General features: G+C 67.8%; 17 protein-coding genes and 1 tRNA gene. 8 read left to right on the top strand and 10 right to left on the bottom strand.

The window, feature by feature from the left end; all coding sequences use genetic code 11:
- Position 1: 1 nt before the first annotated feature.
- The 5 genes from JO391_RS19855 (at position 2) to recR (ending at position 6,241) form a co-directional block, all read left to right on the top strand.
- Positions 2-1,945 carry a MacB family efflux pump subunit gene (locus tag JO391_RS19855; protein ID WP_259444768.1) on the top strand — a complete coding sequence of 648 codons (1,944 nt, stop codon included), beginning with the start codon at positions 2-4 and terminating at the stop codon, positions 1,943-1,945.
- Positions 1,946-2,153: 208 nt separating this feature from the next.
- Positions 2,154-3,191, top strand: coding sequence for a ribosome small subunit-dependent GTPase A (gene rsgA, locus JO391_RS19850; RefSeq protein ID WP_220662124.1), 1,038 nt, complete (start codon positions 2,154-2,156; stop codon positions 3,189-3,191).
- Positions 3,192-3,398: 207 nt separating this feature from the next.
- Positions 3,399-5,129 carry a DNA polymerase III subunit gamma/tau gene (locus JO391_RS19845; protein ID WP_220662123.1) on the top strand — a complete coding sequence of 577 codons (1,731 nt, stop codon included), beginning with the start codon at positions 3,399-3,401 and terminating at the stop codon, positions 5,127-5,129.
- 16 nt (positions 5,130-5,145) lie between these two features.
- Positions 5,146-5,499 carry a YbaB/EbfC family nucleoid-associated protein gene (locus JO391_RS19840; RefSeq protein ID WP_220662122.1) on the top strand — a complete coding sequence of 118 codons (354 nt, stop codon included), beginning with the start codon at positions 5,146-5,148 and terminating at the stop codon, positions 5,497-5,499.
- 142 nt (positions 5,500-5,641) lie between these two features.
- Positions 5,642-6,241, top strand: a complete 600-nt coding sequence (recR, locus tag JO391_RS19835) for a recombination mediator RecR (RefSeq protein WP_220662121.1) — start codon at positions 5,642-5,644, stop codon at positions 6,239-6,241.
- 36 nt (positions 6,242-6,277) lie between these two features.
- Here recR and JO391_RS19830 read toward each other — a convergent pair whose 3' ends face one another.
- On the bottom strand, positions 6,278-8,356 hold the full coding sequence (locus tag JO391_RS19830; protein WP_220662120.1) for a S8 family serine peptidase: 2,079 nt from the start codon (positions 8,354-8,356) through the stop codon (positions 6,278-6,280).
- Positions 8,357-8,554: 198 nt separating this feature from the next.
- Positions 8,555-9,301: a DUF1013 domain-containing protein gene (locus tag JO391_RS19825; protein ID WP_220662119.1), complete on the bottom strand. Its 747-nt coding sequence runs from the start codon at positions 9,299-9,301 to the stop codon at positions 8,555-8,557.
- A 125-nt stretch (positions 9,302-9,426) separates the two neighbouring features.
- On the opposite strand from JO391_RS19825, the gene JO391_RS19820 reads away from it, so the two are divergent.
- A complete protein-coding gene (locus JO391_RS19820) occupies positions 9,427-10,062 on the top strand; it encodes a ribonuclease T2 family protein (RefSeq protein ID WP_220662118.1) in 636 nt (211 codons plus the stop codon).
- Positions 10,063-10,071: 9 nt separating this feature from the next.
- Here JO391_RS19820 and JO391_RS19815 read toward each other — a convergent pair whose 3' ends face one another.
- The 6 genes from JO391_RS19815 to JO391_RS19790 form a co-directional block, all read right to left on the bottom strand.
- Positions 10,072-11,772: an amidase gene (locus tag JO391_RS19815; RefSeq protein WP_220662117.1), complete on the bottom strand. Its 1,701-nt coding sequence runs from the start codon at positions 11,770-11,772 to the stop codon at positions 10,072-10,074.
- A 362-nt stretch (positions 11,773-12,134) separates the two neighbouring features.
- A tRNA-Pro gene (locus JO391_RS19810) sits at positions 12,135-12,211 on the bottom strand.
- A gap of 49 nt (positions 12,212-12,260) precedes the next feature.
- On the bottom strand, positions 12,261-13,232 hold the full coding sequence (locus JO391_RS19805) for a DMT family transporter (RefSeq protein WP_220662116.1): 972 nt from the start codon (positions 13,230-13,232) through the stop codon (positions 12,261-12,263).
- A gap of 91 nt (positions 13,233-13,323) precedes the next feature.
- Positions 13,324-14,196, bottom strand: coding sequence for a DMT family transporter (locus tag JO391_RS19800; protein WP_220662115.1), 873 nt, complete (start codon positions 14,194-14,196; stop codon positions 13,324-13,326).
- 192 nt (positions 14,197-14,388) lie between these two features.
- Positions 14,389-15,495: a 3-isopropylmalate dehydrogenase gene (gene leuB / locus JO391_RS19795; protein WP_220662114.1), complete on the bottom strand. Its 1,107-nt coding sequence runs from the start codon at positions 15,493-15,495 to the stop codon at positions 14,389-14,391.
- A gap of 111 nt (positions 15,496-15,606) precedes the next feature.
- Positions 15,607-15,993, bottom strand: a complete 387-nt coding sequence (locus JO391_RS19790) for a hypothetical protein (protein ID WP_220662113.1) — start codon at positions 15,991-15,993, stop codon at positions 15,607-15,609.
- A 141-nt stretch (positions 15,994-16,134) separates the two neighbouring features.
- Here JO391_RS19790 and JO391_RS19785 point away from each other — a divergent pair, with 141 nt between their 5' ends.
- Both JO391_RS19785 and JO391_RS19780 read left to right on the top strand, forming a co-directional pair.
- On the top strand, positions 16,135-16,782 hold the full coding sequence (locus JO391_RS19785; protein ID WP_220662112.1) for a carbonic anhydrase: 648 nt from the start codon (positions 16,135-16,137) through the stop codon (positions 16,780-16,782).
- A gap of 82 nt (positions 16,783-16,864) precedes the next feature.
- Positions 16,865-17,485 (top strand): TMEM175 family protein, encoded by a 621-nt coding sequence (locus JO391_RS19780; protein WP_220662111.1) that lies wholly within the window; start codon positions 16,865-16,867, stop codon positions 17,483-17,485.
- Between the two features lie 115 nt (positions 17,486-17,600).
- Here JO391_RS19780 and JO391_RS19775 read toward each other — a convergent pair whose 3' ends face one another.
- Positions 17,601-18,623, bottom strand: a complete 1,023-nt coding sequence (locus JO391_RS19775) for an aspartate-semialdehyde dehydrogenase (RefSeq protein WP_220662110.1) — start codon at positions 18,621-18,623, stop codon at positions 17,601-17,603.
- A gap of 67 nt (positions 18,624-18,690) precedes the next feature.
- A complete protein-coding gene (locus tag JO391_RS19770) occupies positions 18,691-19,857 on the bottom strand; it encodes an MFS transporter (RefSeq protein ID WP_220662109.1) in 1,167 nt (388 codons plus the stop codon).
- Between the last annotated feature and the right edge of the window lie 24 nt (positions 19,858-19,881).

Here is a 19,881-nt window from a genome sequence, read left to right as displayed (position 1 = left end):
GATGGCCGAGCCGCTGATCTCGCTGCGCGGCATCACCCGCAGCTTCGTGGCGGGCGACCAGACCACGACGGTGCTGGCCGATGTCGATCTGGACATCTTCCCCGGCGAGATGGTGGCCATCGTCGGCGCCTCCGGTTCGGGCAAGTCCACGCTGATGAACGTGATCGGCTGCCTGGACCGGCCGACCTCGGGCTCGTTCCGCTTTGCCGGCCAGGACGTCGGCGCGATGGACGAAAACGCCCGCGCTCGCCTTCGCCGCGCGCATTTCGGCTTCATCTTCCAGCGGTATCAGCTGCTGCCCGACCTGGACGCCACCGGGAACGTGGAAATCCCCGCCGTCTACGCAGGAGCGGCGCGCAGCGAACGGCGGCACCGCGCACGGGACCTGCTGGCAAGGCTCGGCCTGGCCGAACGGTCCGACCACCGGCCCTCGGAACTCTCGGGCGGCCAGCAGCAGCGCGTCTCGGTCGCGCGGGCGCTGATGAACGGCGGCGAGGTGATCCTGGCCGACGAACCCACCGGCGCGCTGGATTCCAAATCCGGCGCCGACCTGATGGCCCTGCTGCGCGACCTGAACCGCCAGGGCCATACCATCATCTTGGTCACGCATGACCCGGCCATCGCCGCCTCGGCCGACCGCGTGGTGGAAATCCGCGATGGCCGCATTGTGGCCGACCGGCGCAATGCCGAAACCCCGGCCAAGGCCCGGCTGGACCGCCCGGCAGAACCGCGCGGCGGCCCCTTCGCCCTGATCGACCGCCTGCGCGAGGCGCTGTCGATGGCACTCAAGGCCATGGGCGCGCACCGGCTGCGCACCTTCCTGACGATGTTGGGCATCATCATCGGCATCGCCTCGGTGGTGGCCGTGGTGGCGCTTGGCACCGGCAGCCAGCAGAAGGTTCTGGCCGACATCTCGGCCATCGGCACCTCGACCATCGATATCCGCCCCGGCTCGGGCTTCGGCGACCGCCGCGCCAATGCGATCGAAACGCTGGTGCCCGCCGATGCCACGGCGCTGGCGGGCCAGCCCTGGGCTGTCTCGGTCTCGCCCGAGGCCGCCACCAATGTCACGGTGGTTCGCGGCAACATCTCGACCTCGGCGCAGGTGCGCGGCGTCGGCGCGGGCTACTTCAACGTGGGCGCCTTCACAGTCACCGCAGGCAGCACCTTCGGCCAGGACGCGGTGGACAGCCGCGCGCAGGTGGCCGTGCTGGCCGCCGACACCGCTCAGACGCTCTTCCCCGATGGAAGTGACCCGGTCGGCCGCACCGTGCTTGCCGGCGGCGTGCCGCTGAAGATCATCGGCGTCGTGCGCTCGGCCGGCGCCAGCTTCGGCCCTTCGACGCTGCGCATCTACACACCTTACAGCACGGTGGGCGCCCGCTTCACCGGCAAGGAACGGCTGGACAGCATCTCTGTCCGCATCGCCGACGAATACAAGATGTCCACCGCCGAAGGGCTCATCACAGATTTCATGCTGGCCCGCCACGGCAAGCGCGATTTCTTCCTGACGAACTCCGACACCATCCGCGGCACGATTCAGAGCACCACGCAGACGCTGACCCTGCTGGTCGCCGCCATCGCGGTGATCTCGCTGGTCGTGGGCGGCATCGGCGTGATGAACATCATGCTGGTCTCGGTCACCGAACGCACGCGCGAGATCGGGGTGCGCATGGCGGTGGGCGCGCGGCGGTCCGACATCGTGGCGCAGTTCCTGATCGAGGCGATCCTCGTCTGCCTGATCGGCGGCATCCTGGGCGTGGGCCTCGCCATGATCGCGGCCGAGGTGGCCACCGCCTTCTTCCCGCGCCTGCCCTTCACCTTCTCGCCCGTCGTGGCGGCGCTCGCCTTCCTCGCCTCGTCGGGCATCGGCGTGGTGTTCGGCTACCTGCCGGCCCGCTCTGCCTCGCGGCTCGACCCGGTGGTGGCGCTCGCCCGCGAGTGAGCCTTGCGCGGCGGCCCCCGCGGGCCTATCCTTGCGGGGCAAGTCCGGCACCCGGACCCAACGCGAAGGAGGACAGCATGGCAGAGATTGCATTCCTCCGGGCGAGCGCTGTCTGACGCCGGAAGGCTGACCGCCTCGCCCGACCGACATTCGCCGGCCGACCCTTGGGTCAGGCCCGATTTCCGGTTTTCGCGAGGTTCAAACCCCGATGACTCTTACCCTCGCCGGCCTCGGATGGTCGGCTCATTTCCTGTCACAGCTCGATCCGTCCGAGATCGGGCATCTTCGCCCCGCCCGCGTCGCGGCGGTTCACCGTGACCGCATCGAGACGCTCACCGAAACCGGCCCCCTGGGGCTGGTCCTGCCCGCGTCGCTTTCCACCGCCGATCTCGCGGTGGGCGACTGGGTGCTGGCCGAAGCCGAAGTGCCGCGCGTCGCCCGGCTGCTTGACCGGCACAGCGACCTGCACCGCCGCGCCCCCGGCTCGGATGCCACGCGCCAGCTGATCGCCGCCAATCTGGACGGGCTGGCCATCGTCAGCTCCTGCAACGCCGAATACTCCACGGCGCGGCTGGAGCGTTACCTGGCACTGGCCCGGTCCGCGGGCATCTCGCCCGTGGTGGTGCTGACCAAGGCCGATCTCGCCGATCCGGCCCCCTGGCTGGACGAAGCCGTGCGCGCCGCCCGCGATGCGCCGGTGCTGGCGGTCGATGCCCGCGACCCGGCTTCAGTCGCAAGGCTTGCCGACTGGTGCGGGCGCGGCCACACGCTTGGCCTCGTCGGCTCCTCCGGCGTGGGCAAATCCACGTTGGCCGCCACGCTGACGGGACAGGCCCTCGCCACCGCCGGCACGTCCGAGCTTAAGGACAAGGGCCGCCACACCACCACGTCGCGCCAGCTTGTTCCCACCCTCGGCGGCGGCTGGCTGATCGACACGCCCGGAATGCGTGAGCTGCAACTGGCCGACGCCGCCGAAGGCATCGCCGCCACCTTCGACGACATCGAGGCGCTGGCGGCGGATTGCCGCTTCTCCGATTGCGCCCACGAAGGCGAGCCCGGCTGCGCCGTCGCCCGCGCGGTGGAAGACGGCACACTCGACCCCGCCCGCCTGAACCGCTGGCGCAAGCTGAAGCGCGAGGACCGCTTCAACGCCATGTCGCTGGCCGAAGCACGGGCGCGATCCCGCGCCTTCGGCCGAAAGACACGCGACATCGGGCGCCAGAAGGAGGAACGCAACCGCTGGTAGCGGCGCCCTCGGCCCCCCTCCCCCAGCCCCTCCCCACAAGGGGGAGGGGAGCCGCCCGAAAGCCGGCCCCTGCGCGCCGGTCAGGACGTGGCCCCTCCCTCCCCCTCGTGGGGAGGGCCGGGGAGGGGGGCTTCCCCAAACAAGGGACCGCGCCGGTTGCCGTCCCCGCCCCGCCCGTCTAGACTGCCCGCAGCCGCCCGAGGAGCCATGACCGAAGCCCCCACCTACCGCGTCCTTGCCCGCAAGTACCGCCCGGAGACCTTCGCCGACCTCGTCGGGCAAGAGGCGATGGTGCGCACGCTGAAGAACGCCTTCGCAGCCGACCGCATCGCGCATGCCTTCATCATGACCGGCATCCGCGGTACGGGCAAAACCACCACGGCCCGCATCATCGCCAAGGGGCTCAACTGCATCGGCCCCGATGGCACCGGCGGGCCGACAACCGACCCCTGCGGCAAATGCGACCCCTGCCGCGCCATCGCGGAAGGCCGCCATGTCGACGTGATGGAGATGGACGCCGCTAGCCGCACCGGCGTGGGTGACATCCGCGAGATCATCGAAAGCGTCCACTACCGGGCCGCATCCGCCCGCTACAAGATCTACATCATCGACGAAGTGCACATGCTCTCGACCAGCGCCTTCAACGCGCTGTTGAAGACGCTGGAAGAGCCGCCCGCGCATGTGAAGTTCATCTTCGCGACCACCGAAATCCGCAAGATCCCCGTCACCGTCCTGTCGCGCTGCCAACGCTTCGACCTGCGCCGGATCGAGCCCGAGGCGATGCTCGCCCTCCTGCGCCGCATCGCCACCGCCGAGAACGCCTCCATCACCGACGAGGCGCTGGCGCTCATCACCCGCGCCGCCGAGGGCTCCGCCCGCGACGCGACCTCGCTTCTGGATCAGGCCATCGCCCACGGCGCGGGCGAGACCACCGCCGAACAGGTCCGCGCCATGCTGGGCCTCGCCGACCGCGGCCGCGTGCTGGACCTGTTCGAGATGATCCTGAAAGGCGACGCTCCTGGCGCCCTGTCCGAACTCTCTGCCCAGTATTCCGACGGCGCCGATCCGGTCGCCGTCCTGCGCGACCTGGCCGAGATCGCGCATTGGCTGTCGGTCCTGAAAGTCTCGCCCGCCACCGCCGACGACCCGACCACCCCTCCCGACGAACGCGCCCGCGGGCTGGAAATGGCCGGCCGCCTGCCGATGCGCGTGCTGTCGCGGCTCTGGCAGATGCTGATCAAGGCGCTGGAAGAGGTGCCGCTCGCCCCCAATGCCATGATGGCCGCCGAAATGGCCGTCATCCGCATGACCCATGTGGCCGACCTGCCCGACCCGGAAGCCCTGATCCGCAAGCTGACCTCCGAACCCCGCCCGCCCATGCCCGGCGGCGCTCCCGCCGGCGGCTCCTCGGGCACCGTCCACTCGCCGATGCGCATGGCGCCCATGTCGCACGCCCGCGGCCCCATGGCCGCCGCCGCCCCGGCTGTCATGGCCGAAGGCGGGCTGGCGCTCTACGGCCGCTTCGACGATGTGGTGGAACTCATCCGCGAAAAGCGCGACGTGAAGCTTCTCACCGATGTCGAGGACGGCCTCCGCCTCGCCCGCTATGCCCCTGGCCGGATCGAGTTCGAACCCGCCCCCAATGCCGCACCCGACCTCGCCCAACGCCTGCAGCAGCGCCTCCAGGTCTGGACCGGCGCGCGGTGGGGCGTCTCGGTCGTCGCCACCGGTGGCGCGTCCACCCTGCGCGAACAGCGCGAGGCCGAGGAATCCGCAGCGCAGGCCGAGGCGATGCAGCATCCGCTGGTTCAGGCGGCGCTGGCCGCCTTCCCCGGTGCCCGCATCGCCGCGATCCGCACGCCAGAGGCGCAGGCCGCCGAAGCCGCAGCCGAGGCATTGCCCGAGGTCGAGGACGAATGGGATCCGTTCGAGGAATGAGCAGAAGGAACGACAGATGCTGAAGGGAATGGGCGGCCTCGGTGGCCTGGGCGACATGGCCAAGATGATGAAGGCCGCGCAGGAAATGCAGGCCAAGATGGCCGAGCTGCAGGAAGAGATGGCCCGCACCGTGGTCATCGGCGAATCCGGCGGCGGCCTGGTCAAGGCGCGCGTCACCGCGCGCGGCGAACTCACGGGGCTCGACATCGACCCCTCGATCCTGGTCCCTTCCGAAAAGGAAGTGGTCGAGGACCTGATCATCGCCGCCACCCGCGATGCGCAATCCAAGGGTCAGGCCCGCAGCCAGCAGGAACTCAAGCGCCTGACCGAAAGCCTCGGCCTGCCGCCCGACGTCAAGCTTCCCTTCTGATGGCCGCGGCCGGCCTCGCCTCAGGACTGGCCCGCCCGGCGCCCGCGCCGCGTGCCGACCGCTGGGCGCCTCCCTCCCCCTCGTGGGGAGGGATGGGGAGGGGGGCGGCAGCCCGCCTGTCCCTGCGCCCCGGACCCGCGCCATGACCGACACCCCGCGCGAGATCGAGACGCTGATCGACCTTCTCGCTCGCCTGCCGGGCCTTGGGCCGCGTTCGGCCCGGCGTGCCGTGCTCGCGCTCCTGAAGAAGCGCGCCACCCTGATGGCGCCGCTCGCCCAGGCCATGTCGCAGGTGGCCAGTTCCGCGCGCGACTGCCGGGTCTGCGGCAACATCTCCACCGCCGACCTCTGCCCGATCTGCGCCGACCCGCGCCGCGCCACGGGCGAAATCTGCGTGGTGGAAGACGTGGCCGATCTCTGGGCCATGGAACGCGGGGCGCTGTTCAAGGGCCGCTACCACGTCCTTGGCGGCACCTTGTCGGCGCTCGATGGACTCGGGCCCGACGAACTCCGCATCCCCGCCCTGGTCGAACGGGTGCGCGACGACGGCATCACCGAAGTCATCCTCGCGCTCAACGCCACGGTGGACGGCCAGACCACCGCCCATTACATCGCCGACGCGCTTGAAGGCAGCGGCGCCGCGGTCAGTACGCTGGCCCAGGGAGTGCCCATCGGCGGGGAACTCGACTATCTCGACGATGGCACGATCGGCGCCGCCCTGCGCGCGCGGCGCCGGCTTTAGGGCAAGGCCCCGGAACCCGAGGCCCTGCCCCTTCGGTCAGATGAAGGCCAGATCGTCGCTCAGCAGGCCCGCATTGGCAAAGCCCACCAGCAGGATGACATTGCCCCCGCCGAAGTCGAAGCGCACGCCCGCCGCCAGAGTGTCGGCAAAGGTGCCGATCACCTGCGCCACCGTCAGCCCGCCGCCCCACAACGCATCGTCCAGCACCAGCGTATCCACGTTGTCGGCGAAATCCGTGATCCGGTCGCTGCCGAAGGCCCCCGAGAACTCGAAGAAATCGGTCCCCGTCCCACCGATCAGCCGGTCGTTGCCCTGACCGCCAACCAGCGTGTCGGCGCCGCCAAGCCCCGACAGCAGGTCATTGCCCCGCGCGCCGTGGATCTCGTTTGCCAGTGCGCTGCCGGTCAGGGTGTCGTTGCCGTCGCCAGCATAGATGTTTTCCATCCTTGTCCCGGCCGCCAGGGTGAACCACTGCACGCCATCCACGCGCACCGTGCTGCCGTCGGACAACCCGGCCTGGATGTCGCCATGCAGCCCGGCCATGTTCAGCCAGTCGCTGCCGGTGCCTGCATCGCTGACCACACCACGCCCGGCATCCACGGACCGCAGCGTCAGGAAATCCTCGGTGAAGTGGTACACATCGTTCGCGCTGGACTTCGACCCGAAGAAGGTCAGCGTCACCGCGCCGATGGTCCCGACATCGCCGGCAAAGGAATCCACCGCCCGCACCGTCCAGGTGCCGGCCGAGGAATAGCCGCGCGCCAGTTCGACGGCGAAAGTCCAGGTCAGGCCCGAATCGAACAGGCTGTCGCCTCCCTCGTTCAGGAACAGCCCGAACTCGGTGCCATCCGGCGCGACCAGGGACAACTGAAGATCCGACGCATAGCTGTGCGTGACCTGGACCTTCACATAGACCGTGTCGATCTCGATGTTGCCCGCCACCACGACCGTCGCATTGGCCGCCCCACCCCCGGCATCGGGAATGTTCACCGGGCCGCCAGACATGGTCCCGGTCACCCTCAGTTCGTTGGCAGAGGTCTGCGCCACACCGTCATGCATCACCAGCCAGGCTTCGGCCATGCGCACCGCGGCAAAGGCATTCACCATGCCGTAGCCATAGGACAGGTGGAACGCCGAGCCGCCGCCATTCCAGCTGTTCGTGCCGCCGCTTTGCCAGTTGCCCACCTCAAAGCCGGTGCCCGCACCGCCATAGGCCGATCCGGTCAGCGAAGCCGACATCGCCAGGATGTCGGCCACATCGCGCCAGCCCAGGCCCTCGTTCGCATCCAGCATCAGCGCGACCACACCGGAAACCGTGGGCGTCGCCGCCGAGGTGCCGCCGAAGCTGCTGGTATAATCCACGCCCAGGGGGTCGCTGTCGCCGGCTGCGTTGTACCCGCTGTTGCCCGTGCGGTCCGTCGTCACCGCCGATGCCGGCCCGGCCACAAGGATGCAGGCGCCCCAGTTGGAATAATCCTGGATGTCGCCATTCTCGTCCGTCGCCGCGACGGTCAGCGAAAAGCGGGTGCCGTTCACCCCGCTGCCATTCGCGTTCAGCGCATCGTTTCCGGCGGCCTGAACGATGATCGTGCCCAGCCCGCCCCGGCCGTTTGCCACGTTCACGCCATACCAGGTCTGGTATTGCGCATGAAGGCTCCCGGCCAGGGAAAGGTTCTGGAATGCGTCGTACTCCGGCGTCCAGCCCCAGCTGTTCGACATGATGTCGAAGTTCTGCGCCCACTGGATCATCGCCCGCTCGATGGCAAGGTTCGCCGTCAGCGCCGGGTCGAAGATGTTGACCGAAGTCAGCGTCGCACCATGCGCAACCCCGGTGCCGCCCCGGCCATTGTCATTCTGCGCCGCGATGATCCCGGCGACCGAAGTGCCGTGCACCTCGTCGGGGTCGTTGGCGATGCCGTCGTAAGTCACGCCCTGATACGTGAAATGCCTGCTCGCATCATAGTTCGCCGCCAGATCCGGGTGAGTGTACTGGATGCCGTCGTCATAGACGCCGACCTGCACCCCGGTTCCGTCGAACTCGTCCCAGATCGTCTCGATGTCGCCGATCAGGGAGAAATGCCACTGCTGGCGATAAAGCGGATCGGTGGGCGTCATGTGGTCGTTCCCTCGGCAGGCACAGCGCAAGACCGACCGGAGCTTCCATGCGCGCGTGCCTGCGGAAAGACTGGAACCAAAGAACCACCGGGCCAGGACCCTGCCCGGCGGTCACAACTCTAGAGGGATTGGCGCACGCCGATCAAGGCCATCCCGCAGCAGGCCGGGCACATGTCCCGGCCCCGATGCTCTGCCGCCTCAGCGGTCCTCGTCCTCGTCGTCTTCGTCGTCGCCCTGGGGCAGGTTGAAGAAGCTCTCCGCATCCGAGAAGTCCGCAGGCGCCTCGCGCTCTTCCTCGCCCATGAAGGCGCCGATGCCGTCCAGCGCACCGCCCAGCTTGGGCTCGGGCGCCATGCCAAGCGAGGTCTCGGTGGACACGAGCTTGCGCCGCTCGTCATCCGTCATCACCGCGCCCTCGGCCGCCTTCTTGCGTGCTGCCGCCTGAACCGCCGCGTCCAACTCGGACTGCTTGCACAGGCCCAGGGCCACCGGGTCAATGGGCGTGATGTTGTTGATGTTCCAGTGAGTCCGCTCGCGGATCGAAAGGATGGTGGGCTTGGTCGTGCCGACCAGCTTGCCGATGGCCCCATCCGACAGTTCGGGATGGAACTTCACCAGCCACAGGATCGCCGCCGGGCGGTCCTGCCGCTTCGACAGGGGCGTATAGCGCGGGCCGCGGCGCTTTTCCTCGCCCACGGCGGCGGCGTTGAACTTCAGCTTCAGCCGGTACAGCGGGTCCTTCTCGCCGCGCTCGATCTCGATCTGGTCCAGCTGGTTGTTCGCCACCGGATCGAAGCCCTTCACGCCGGTCGCCACATCGCCATCGGCGATGCCCTGCACTTCCAGTTCATGCAGGCCGCAGAACTCGGCGATCTGGCGAAAGTTCAGCGTGGTGTTGTCGATCAGCCAGACCGCAGTCGCCTTGGCCATCAGGGGCTTGCTCATCGGGTTCTCCTTTGCACTTCTCTCCCGTGCCGGGAAACCGGCTGCGGCTTCGTTCGCCGCGATTTCCACGATTTCGGGAAGTCAGGGGCGCATATAGTCCCCTTCCCCGCCTGAGGAAAGAGGAAATGCGGCTGAAAACCCTGCCTGCGCTCCTTCTCGCCGCCGCCCCGGCCTTCGCCGAAGGCGAAAGCGCGGGGGATTTCGACTACTACCTGCTCTCGCTCGGCTGGTCCGCCAACTGGTGCGCGCTCACCGGCGATTCGCGCGACGATCCGCAATGCGACGCGGGCCTCGGCCTCACCTGGACAGTGCACGGCCTCTGGCCCCAGGACGAACAGGGCTGGCCCAGCTATTGCCGCACCCCGGCACGCGACCCGTCAAAGGCCGAAACGGCGGCCATGGCAGACATCATGGGCGGCGCGGGCCTCGCCTGGTACCAGTGGAAGAAGCACGGGCGCTGCTCGGGGCTGGACCCGCAGGACTACTTCGCCCTGATGCGCCGCGCCTACGACAGCGTCACGCTTCCCCCGGTGTTCCAGCGGCTGGCGCAAGAGGTCGAGCTTCCCGCCTCGGTCGTCGAGGACGCGTTCCTCGAGGTCAACCCCGGCCTCTCCCGCGACCAGATCACCGTCACCTGCGACGACGGCATGATCCAGGAGGTCCGCCTCTGCCTGACCAGGGACCTCGAACCCCGCCGCTGCGGCGCCGACGTGATCCGCGACTGCCGCCTCAAGGACGCCGTGATGGAGCCCGTCCGGTAGGACGGCCCCTCACAGCACAGGCACGCGCGGCGGAGGCATCCGCCGCGCCCCCGTCGCCTCGAAGGCCGCCGCCATCGCCAGAAACCGGCTGTCGTCCCAGGCCCGCCCGGCAAAGGTCAGCCCGGCAGGCATGCCCGTGTCCGCCATCACCCCCATCGGCACCGTCACCGTGGGAATCCCCAGATGCCGGATCGCCAGGTTCCCGTTTGCCACCCAGGTCCCGTTCCGCCAGGCAATATCCGCCGAAACCGGGTTCACATCGGCATCCGCCGGCCCGACATCGGCCACCGCAGGGAACACCACCGCATCCAGCCCCAGCCGGTCCATCCAGTCCTCCAGATCGACCCGCCGCGTCTCTTCCAGCCCCCGCAGCGCCTCTTCCAGCCCCGGCACCGCCAGGAAGCCGGGGCTTTCCAGCCAGCCCGCCATCTCGCGTGCCAGCGCCGGATAGGTGGAAATGTCGCCGCCGAACCCGTCGTACCGGTCCGGCAAGGCCCCCGGCGGCTGCGGAAAGATCAGCGCGCCGTCCACCTGGTCCAGCCGGTTCAACGCCGGATCGCCGTTCTGCCGCAGGAAATCGTCCCAGGCCCAGACCGACAGGTCCAGCACCTCACGGTCCAGGAAATCGGCCCCCACCAGCCCGCGCGTGCGGATCGTCGGGCAGCCCGGCCGGTCGCCCTCGTAATTCGACACCACCGGGAAATCGACCACCACCACCTCGGCCCCCACGGCCTCCATCGCCCGCCGCGCCTCCTCCCACAACGCCAGAACCGAGTCCCTTGTCTCGATCCGCCGCCCCGTCGGCCCGCCGATGCCGCCCGCCGGGTTCGTCCCCGCCTCCGGGTCGGCGTTGATGTACATCGCCGGCACGCCGATCCGCCGCCCCTTCAGCGACCCGCCCGCCAGCGCGGGATAGGACGCAGGCCGCACCTCTCCCACCTTCGGCAGCGCCACGAAAGGTTGCCGCCGCCAGAAATCCCCCCGCGTCTCGCCATCCTCGGCCACGATCACGTCCAGGATTTCCAGCAGATCCGCCATCGTCCGTGCATGGGGCACCACCACGTCCATCGTGGGCACCAGGGGCCAGTTGCCGCGCACCGAGATCACGCCCCGGCTTGGCGTATAGGCGCACAGCCCGTTGTTCGCCGCCGGCGCCCGGCCAGAAGACCAGGTTTCCTCCCCCAGACCGAAGGCGCAGAAACTCGCGGCCACGGCAGTTCCCGACCCGTTCGACGAGCCAGAGGCAAAGGCCGCCGTCAGCCAATCCGCGCTGTAAGGGCTTTCTGCCCGCCCGTGCAGCCCGCGCTGCATCCCCCCGTTCGCCATAGGCGGCATGTTGGTCAGCCCGATCAGCACCGCGCCGCCGGCCCGCAAGCGACTGATGGCAAAGGCATCCTGCCCCGCCACCAGCGCGGCAAAGGCAGGCGAGCCGGCCGGCAGCGGCAACCCCTTCACCGCATAGCTTTCCTTCGCGGTATAGGGGATGCCGTCCAGCGGCCCCAGCACCCGCCCCTCGGCCCGCCGCTTGTCCGAGGCCGCAGCCTCCTCCCGAACCTCCGGGTTCATCACCGTGACCGCGTTCAGCCGGATGCCGCCGTGATCGTAGGCCGCGATCCGCGCAAGATAGCGGTCCACCAGCTCCAGGCTCGTGACCCGCCCCGCCTCCAGCGTGGCGCGCAACTCGGCAATCGACGCCTCGACAACTTCCATCCCGACCACTCCCACCGGCAAGCCGGGGCAGATAAGCACAGCCGAAAACGCCGGGAAAGCGTCTGCGCCGCGCCGTCAGCCCGACCTGCGCCGCAGGAACCCCGCCACCTAGCCCGAAATGCGTTCCAGATGCGGTGGCACAAGCTCGTGCCCCATGACAGTCAGCACCATCAGCTCGGCCCCGGCGATCCCGGCCGCCTCCGCGAAAGCTTGCCGGAATCAGGTGTCTCCCGGCTGGGGAGCGGGGAAGCCTCGGACAATTCTTAAGTCCAAGTTAATCCGCCTGCGTAACCCATTGATTCAAATGGGTCGAGCCAAGTGTCCGAGCTCGGACGGTCTCATCAGGTGGGGTGTCGGGATACTGGTCGGAGCGAGAGGATTCGAACCTCCGACCCCCTGCTCCCGAAGCAGGTGCGCTACCAGACTGCGCTACGCTCCGACCGTGGCGCGGGGGTTACACGGCCCGGCGGGGCTTTGCAAGGGGGTCCTCACTCGACCTGCCGCCGCCGGTCCAGCAGCCGCCCCATCAGGCTGATACGGGGAAAGGTCGGCGTCTCGAACCGCGACCGGGTCTCCAGCACCGGCGTATGCCCCGAAACCCGGGGCGTCCTTTCCCGGAGCACGATATAGACCCCCGAGGCGATGATGACCCCGGTCCCCACCGCCGTCCAGAAATCGATCCGCTCGTCGAAGAACAGCCAGCCATAGAAGATAGCCCAGATGATCTGGGAATACTGCATGGGCGCCACGATGATCGCCGGCGCGGTCTTGTAGGCCGCGATGGACAGAAGGCCCCCGGTCAGTCCCAGGCAGGCCATCAGCGCCAGGAACCCGAAATGGAAGATGGGCATGGGGTGATAGACAAAGGGCAAGGCCGCCCCCATCAGCAGGAAGTTCGCGACCATCGGGTAGAGCATCAGCACCACCGACCGCTCGTCCGACCCGATCTTCCGCACGATCACAGCCGCCAGCGCCCCGGTGGTGGCGGCCGCCAACGCCGCCGCATGGCCCAGCTCCAGTTCCAGATCGCCCGGCCGCAGCACGATGATCACGCCCGCCAGCCCCACCACCACGGCAATACCGCGCCGGATCCCCACCTTCTCTCCCAGGATCGGGATCGCCAGCATGGTGATGATCAGCGGCATCGAGAAGAAGATGGCATAACACTGCGCCAAAGGCAGGTGCGAGAAGGCATAGAACCCACCCAACCCCGTCAGCACCGCGCAGATCGTCCGCAGTGCCGTCCACCAGGGATGCTTGGGGATCAGGTTGCCGTCGGTCTTGTCACTCATCAACAGGATGGTGACGAGCGGAAAGGACAAGAGCCCCGCAAAGAAGATCAGCTGGAACGGCGCATAGCTGCTGCCCAGGTATTTCACGACCACGTCATGCGTCGCATAGATTCCAAAGGCGGCAAGCGACAGCAAGGCGCCGCGCAGGTTCGACTGGGACAGGGACATGACCGGATCCTGCTCGGAGGCCATAGCCTCATGATAGCGCCAACAGCTTCGCCCCATTCGCCCTGCATCGCAAGGCCGGGACGGGGAAATTTCAGGCCGTGCGCACCCGGCCCTGCGCCATGGCCAGAAGCGTCACGCCCGCCGCGATGATCACCGAGATGCCGGCCACCGCCATGCTTCCCGGCCATTCGTCGAAGAACAGGATGCCAAGAGCACTCGCCCAGATGATCTGGGAATACTGCATCGGCGCCACCACGATGGCCGGGGCCAGCCGATAGGCCGCGATGATGGCAAAGCCCGCCATGGTGCCCAGAAGGCCGATGCCAAGCGCCAGCCCGAAAGCCATGGCGGTGGGCGGCACCCAGACCAGCGGCATGAACAGGGCGGCTGCCATGAACTGCGCGGCGGTCGGATACAGGAGCATGACCGCCGTCGACTCGCGCGAGCCGATCATGCGCAGCATGATCGAGTTCATTGCCCCAAGCGTCGCGCCGCCAAAGGCCGCAAGATGTGCCACCTTGAAATCCGTCGCCTGCGGGTTCAGGGCGATCAGCACGCCCAAGAAGCCCATCAGCACCACAAGGCCGCGCCGCGGGTCGATCGGCTCGCCCAGAATGGGCCAGGCCAGAAGCGTCACCATCAGCGGCATGGTGAAGAAGATGGCATAGCATTCCGCCAGCGGCAGTTCGGTGAAGGCATAGGTCACCAGAACCCCGTTGCCGATGATGATCGCCACGCGCAGCGCCGTCAGCCCCGGCAGCGCCGGTGTCAACCGGGCGCGGGGCCGCGACAGCAGAGCCTGGCCCAGGATCCAGGGCAGCGAACCCGCGGCGACGAAGAACATGACCTGCAGCGAGGTCATGCCAAGGCCCAGGCCCTTCACTGCGACATCGCAGCAGGCGTAAAGACAGAAAGCCGCAAGCGCCAGAAGCGCACCGCGCAGGTTCGGGGAGAGGGCAGGCATTGGGGCAGGTCCGATTTGGGGGTTCGCGCACCCCCGATTCATGCCGCCAGAATCACCCCGGAAGCGGGGGGATGCAAGGTCCGCTGCGGAAGATGAGCGGTGTTTTCACGTTGCGTGAAACTGAATTGCACCAGCGCAAGAGGAAAGGGCCCCGCAGCTGCGCCGCGGGACCCCCGATTCATCGAAACCCGGTCAGAGGCTCGCGTCCAGCGCCGCGATGATCGCATCGCCCATGGCCGAGGTGGACACGGGCGATCCACCCTCCGGACCCATCAGGTCGGCGGTGCGCAGACCGTCGGCCAGCACCTTCTCGACCGCCTTTTCCACGCGGGTCGCATCCTCGCCCATGTCGAAGCTGTAGCGCAGCGCCATGGCAAAGCTCAGGATGCAGGCAATCGGGTTGGCCTTGCCCTGCCCCGCGATGTCGGGGGCCGAGCCATGCACGGGCTCGTACAGCGCCTTGGGCCGCCCGTTCGCCATTGGCGCGCCAAGCGAGGCCGAGGGCAGCATGCCAAGCGAGCCGGTCAGCATGGCCGCCAGGTCCGACAGCAGGTCGCCGAACAGGTTGTCGGTGACGATCACGTCAAACTGCTTGGGCCAACGGGTAAGCTGCATGGCGCCGGCATCGGCGTACATGTGCGAAAGCTCGACGTCAGGGTATTCCCGGTCATGCACTTCCTGCACGACCTGGCGCCACAGCACGCCCGATTCCATCACATTGGCCTTCTCCATCGAGCAGACCTTGTTGTTCCGCTTGCGCGCCAGTTCAAAGGCCGACCGCGACACGCGGGCGATCTCGCTCTCGGTGTAGCGTTGGGTGTTGATGCCGACGCGCTCGTTGCCCTCGGTGAAGATGCCGCGCGGCTCGCCGAAATAGACACCGCTCGTCAACTCGCGCACGATCATGATGTCGAGGCCCGCCACCACATCCTTTTTCAGCGAAGAGAAGTCGGCCAGTGCGTCAAAGCACTGCGCGGGGCGCAGGTTGGCATAAAGGTCCATCTCCTTGCGCAGGCGCAGCAGGCCGCGCTCGGGCTTCACGCTGAAGTCCAGGCTGTCGTACTTCGGTCCGCCCACGGCGCCCAGAAGCACGGCGTCCACCTCTTGTGCCTTCGCCATGGTGGCGTCGGTCAGCGGCGTGCCATGCGCGTCATAGGCACAGCCGCCGACAAGGTCTTCCGACACGTCGAAGGTCACGCCGCGGCGGGTGCCGAACCAGCCGATGATCTTCTTCACCTCGGCCATGACTTCGGGGCCGATGCCGTCGCCGGCAAGGATGAGCAGGGAGGGGTTGGCCACGGTCGCGGCTCCTGTCTGGAGAGTCTGGAAAGGCTGGGGCGGCACTAGCCAATGCCCTGCCCAAGGTCAAGCACGGCCCCGTACAGACAAGTGGTCGAAAGGGCCGCCTGGTCAGATCGTCTGGTCCAGAAGGTCGGTATCGGCGGAAAGAGAGCGTTCCGCCACCCGCAGAAGCCGCGCCCAGACGGCGGCAAAGGCCGTCACATCGGCGCGGGTCAGGCAGACCCGCACGTCGCCGGCCACCTCGGCCAGGCTGACCATGCCCAGGGGGCCCGCCATGCCCTGCAGCCGGCGCAACTGGCGGTCAAGATCGGCCAGGTCATGCGCCCGCACCCGGTCGGCCAGGCCCGCCATCGCCAGCGCCAGTTCCCCCAGGGCGCGCGACACCACATGTTCGGCCGATGCCGTCCCCAGATCACGATAGATCGCGGCAATCGGTTCAGCGTCCTGGCGAATCTGTTCGCACAGCCGCAACGCGACTACATTTTCAGCCCTCATGGCCACACCCGTTCAACGTCACACCCGAAGCCAAGGCTCGCAGGCCGTGCTGAAGAAAAGGTTGCCCCCCGCAACGGAAGCCTCTCGAATTTTCTGCAATTGCAGCGTAGTCAGGCCGGCAGGATCGCGAAAGGACCGTAGATGCTGAACGTGCGTCCCCTTCCCTCGTATCTTGTGCAACGCTTTCAGGGCTGGCGGGCCACGGCCTATCAAAACAACCGCGCCTGGTATCGCCGGCTGGCGGCCTCTGGCCAGCATCCGCGCGCCATGGTGATTTCGTGCTGCGACTCGCGCGTGCATGTCACCTCGATCTTCGGCGCGGACGAGGGCGAGTTCTTCATCCATCGCAACATCGCGGCCCTCGTGCCGCCCTTCGTGGCGGACGGCGAGCCTCACGGCACGTCGGCCGCAGTGGAATATGCCGTCACGGCCCTGGGCGTGGCGCATATCGTGGTCTTGGGCCATTCCTCCTGCGGTGGCGTGAAGGGCTGCCATGACATGTGCGCCGGCACCGCCCCGCATCTGGAAGAGAAGTCCAGCTTCGTCGGCCGCTGGATGGACATCCTGCGCCCCGGCTACGAACGCGTCCTTCCCCTGCCCCCCGACCAACGCCTGACCGCCCTCGAAAAGGGCGCCGTGCTGGTCAGCCTGGAAAACCTTCTGACCTTCCCTTTCGTGAAGGCGGCCGTCGAAGACGACCGGCTCACCCTGCATGGCCTCTGGAACGACACTGGCGAGGGTCTTCTGGAACAATACGACCCCGCCCGCGACGAGTTCGTGCCGGTCTGACCGGCGCCGTGCGCAGCCGCCCCGGTTGATCCCGTCCCGCCGCGCCCCTAGGCTGCGGCGGCCAATCGCAGCGGAAGGCATCATGGCCGGGAATGAAAACGAACGCCTGATCGTCTTCTGCGATGCGGTGATCGCCATCACGATCACGCTGCTTGTGCTGGAAATCTCGCTGCCTGAATCCGCCGATGTGGCCAGCGACGCCGCACTATGGCAGGCCCTGATAGAGTTGCGGCCGCGGCTTCTGGGCTATGTCATCAGCTTTCTCGTCATCGCGGTGTTCTGGCTCAGCCACCGAGAGAAATTCTCCTGGATCGTGCGGTCCTCGAACCTGCTCCTGTGGCTTAACCTCGGCTTTCTCCTGGGCATCACCTGGATGCCCTTTGCCACCGACATCCTTGTCGAAAACGGCGGCCGGCTTGCAACGATCCTCTATGCAGCCCTGACCATGACCATCTCGCTTTTCGGCGCCGCGATCTCCTGGCACGCGGTGCGGGCGGGCCTTGCCGCCGATACGCACCGCGACATCAGCGCCTGGCGACTGGCCTGGCCCTCGCTTTCCACCGCGCTCGTCTTCGCGCTGTCGATCCCGGTGGCGCTATGGTCGCCCACGGCCGCCCAGTATTCCTGGTTCCTGCTCTTACCATTGCGTCGCTTCACCGACGCCCATGTGGCCGCTGACATCCACCGAGCCGCGTCCCACTAGGCCCGAAATGCAGAAAGGGCCGGCAGGTGCCGGCCCTTTCTGCATTCCATCTTCGGCTCATGCCCTGGCGGATCGCGTCCCGGCCAGCGGTCGGGCCAGCAATCTCAATCGCCGCTCAGCCCTTCTTCAGCACGCGCTGGCCCAGAACTTCCGCGATCTGCACCGCGTTCAGCGCCGCGCCCTTGCGCAGGTTGTCGGACACGCACCACAGCGAGATGCCGTTCTCGATGGTCGGGTCCTGACGAACGCGCGACACATAGGTCGCATATTCGCCCACGCATTCGATCGGCGTGATGTAGCCACCGGGCTCGCGCTTATCCACCAGCATGATGCCCGGCGCCTCGCGCAGGATGTCCTGGGCCTCCTGCCAGTCCAAGGGCTCCTCGAACTCGATGTTGATCGCCTCCGAGTGGCCCACGAAGACCGGCACGCGCACGCAGGTCGCGGTGACCTTGATGGCGGGGTCGAGGATCTTCTTCGTCTCGGCCACCATCTTCCATTCTTCCTTGGTCTCGCCCGAGTCCATGAAGACGTCGATATGCGGGATCACGTTGAAGGCGATCTGCTTGGAGAACTTCTTCGGCGGCACGTCGTCCACGGGATTGTAGACCGCCTTGGTCTGGTCCCACAGCTCGTCCATTCCTTCCTTGCCGGCGCCCGAGACCGACTGGTAGGTCGCCACCACCACGCGCTTGATCTTCGCCCGGTCATGCAGCGGCTTCAGCGCCACCACCATCTGCGCGGTCGAGCAGTTGGGGTTGGCGATGATGTTCTTGTTCTTGTAGCCGTGGATCGCATCCGCGTTCACTTCCGGCACGATCAGCGGGATCTGCGGGTCATAGCGGTACAAGGACGAGTTATCGATCACGATGCAGCCCGCCGCCGCGGCCTTGGGCGCATATTCCTTCGTCGGGCCAGAGCCCACGGCGAACAGCGCGATATCCCAGCCGGTGAAGTCGAAAGTGTCCAGGTCCTTGGTCTTGATAGTCTTGTCGCCAAAGCTGACTTCGGTGCCCAGAGATTTGCGCGATGCCAGCGCCGCGATCTCGTCCACCGGGAACTCGCGCTCGGCGAGGATGTTCAGCATTTCGCGGCCCACGTTGCCCGTGGCCCCCGCGACGACGACCTTGTAGCCCATCAGGGGTCTCCTTCACGTCAAGGACGTCGCCCCTTACGGCAATTCGCCCCTCGGGAAAAGAGGCGTTTCAGCGCGCCCGCCTGCCGAAGGCAAAGGCCGCAAGCCCCATCAGCAGCGTCACCCCGAAGACCGCGAAGACCATGCCATAGCGCTCGGCCCCCGCCTCGGGCCCCATCGCCCCGAACATCCGCCCCGTGGCGATCTGCGCGATCCCCGTCGCGCCGATCCCGAAGAAGTTCAACAGCGTCACCCCCCGCCCCAACATCGCCTTGGGCAGCATCCCCTTGCCATACGACATCACCAGCGGGAAGGAGGTGCCGAACAGCCCCAGGGTGAACAGCAGCAGATAGGCCGGCACGATCCCCGGCTGCGGCCAGCCCGCCAGCACCAGAAGGCATCCCGCCGCCACCAGGTTGCCGCCGATGATGATGGCGCGGCGGTGGTCGCGGAACCGCTCCATGATCCCGTACAGGAAGTTGCCCACCCCCATCGCCAACCCCATCGCCAGCGTCAGCTGGCCGATGCGGTTCTCGCCGAACTGGAACACATCGCGCGCCCAGGGCCCGACCCACAGGTCGCGGAACCCGGCTGCGGGGTAATAGCACACCGCCATCATCGCAAAGACCGGCCAGAGCCGCCGGTCGCGCAACAGGTCCATGATCGAGCCCTTGCCCTGCCCCTCGACCCGCGCCGGATCGCGGATCAGCGCCAGGCTCGCCACGGCGACGGCCAGGCTCATCGCGGCCAGCCCCCAGACGCTGGCCCGCCAGCCCACCAGATCCACCACCCAGGCATAGGGCAGGGCCGAGAACACGTTGCCCAGCGACCCAAGCCCCGCCACCGCCCCGGCAAAGGTGCCGAAGGCTGCGGCTGAATAGCTGCGGGCGAAGATGAAATACGATGCCATCAGCGCCGGCGCACAGCCGAGGCCAATCAGGCCCATCCCAAGGATCACGCCCCAGGGCCCGGTCGCCGCCGCAAAGACGGCCGCCCCCGCCGCCACCAGCACCAGAAGCCCCCCTGCCGTCAGGCGCGGACCCACCCGGTCCAGCGCCTCGCCGATGGGCACTTGCGCCAGCGCGAAAGCCGCGAACCACAGGTTCGAGGCCAGCGCCAGATCCTCTGGCGTCATGCCAAGATCCGTCACCAGGTCGGGCGTCAGAACCGCCAGGAAGGCGCGGTAGAACTGGCTCAGCACATAGGCAAGCACAAGGCAGACAAGGCCGGCGCGCATGGCATCCTTCCCAACGGAACAGGC

The organism is Neotabrizicola shimadae (genome assembly GCF_019623905.1).
GTDB lineage: Bacteria > Pseudomonadota > Alphaproteobacteria > Rhodobacterales > Rhodobacteraceae > Neotabrizicola > Neotabrizicola shimadae.
This window is presented reverse-complemented; position numbering and strand designations above follow the sequence as displayed.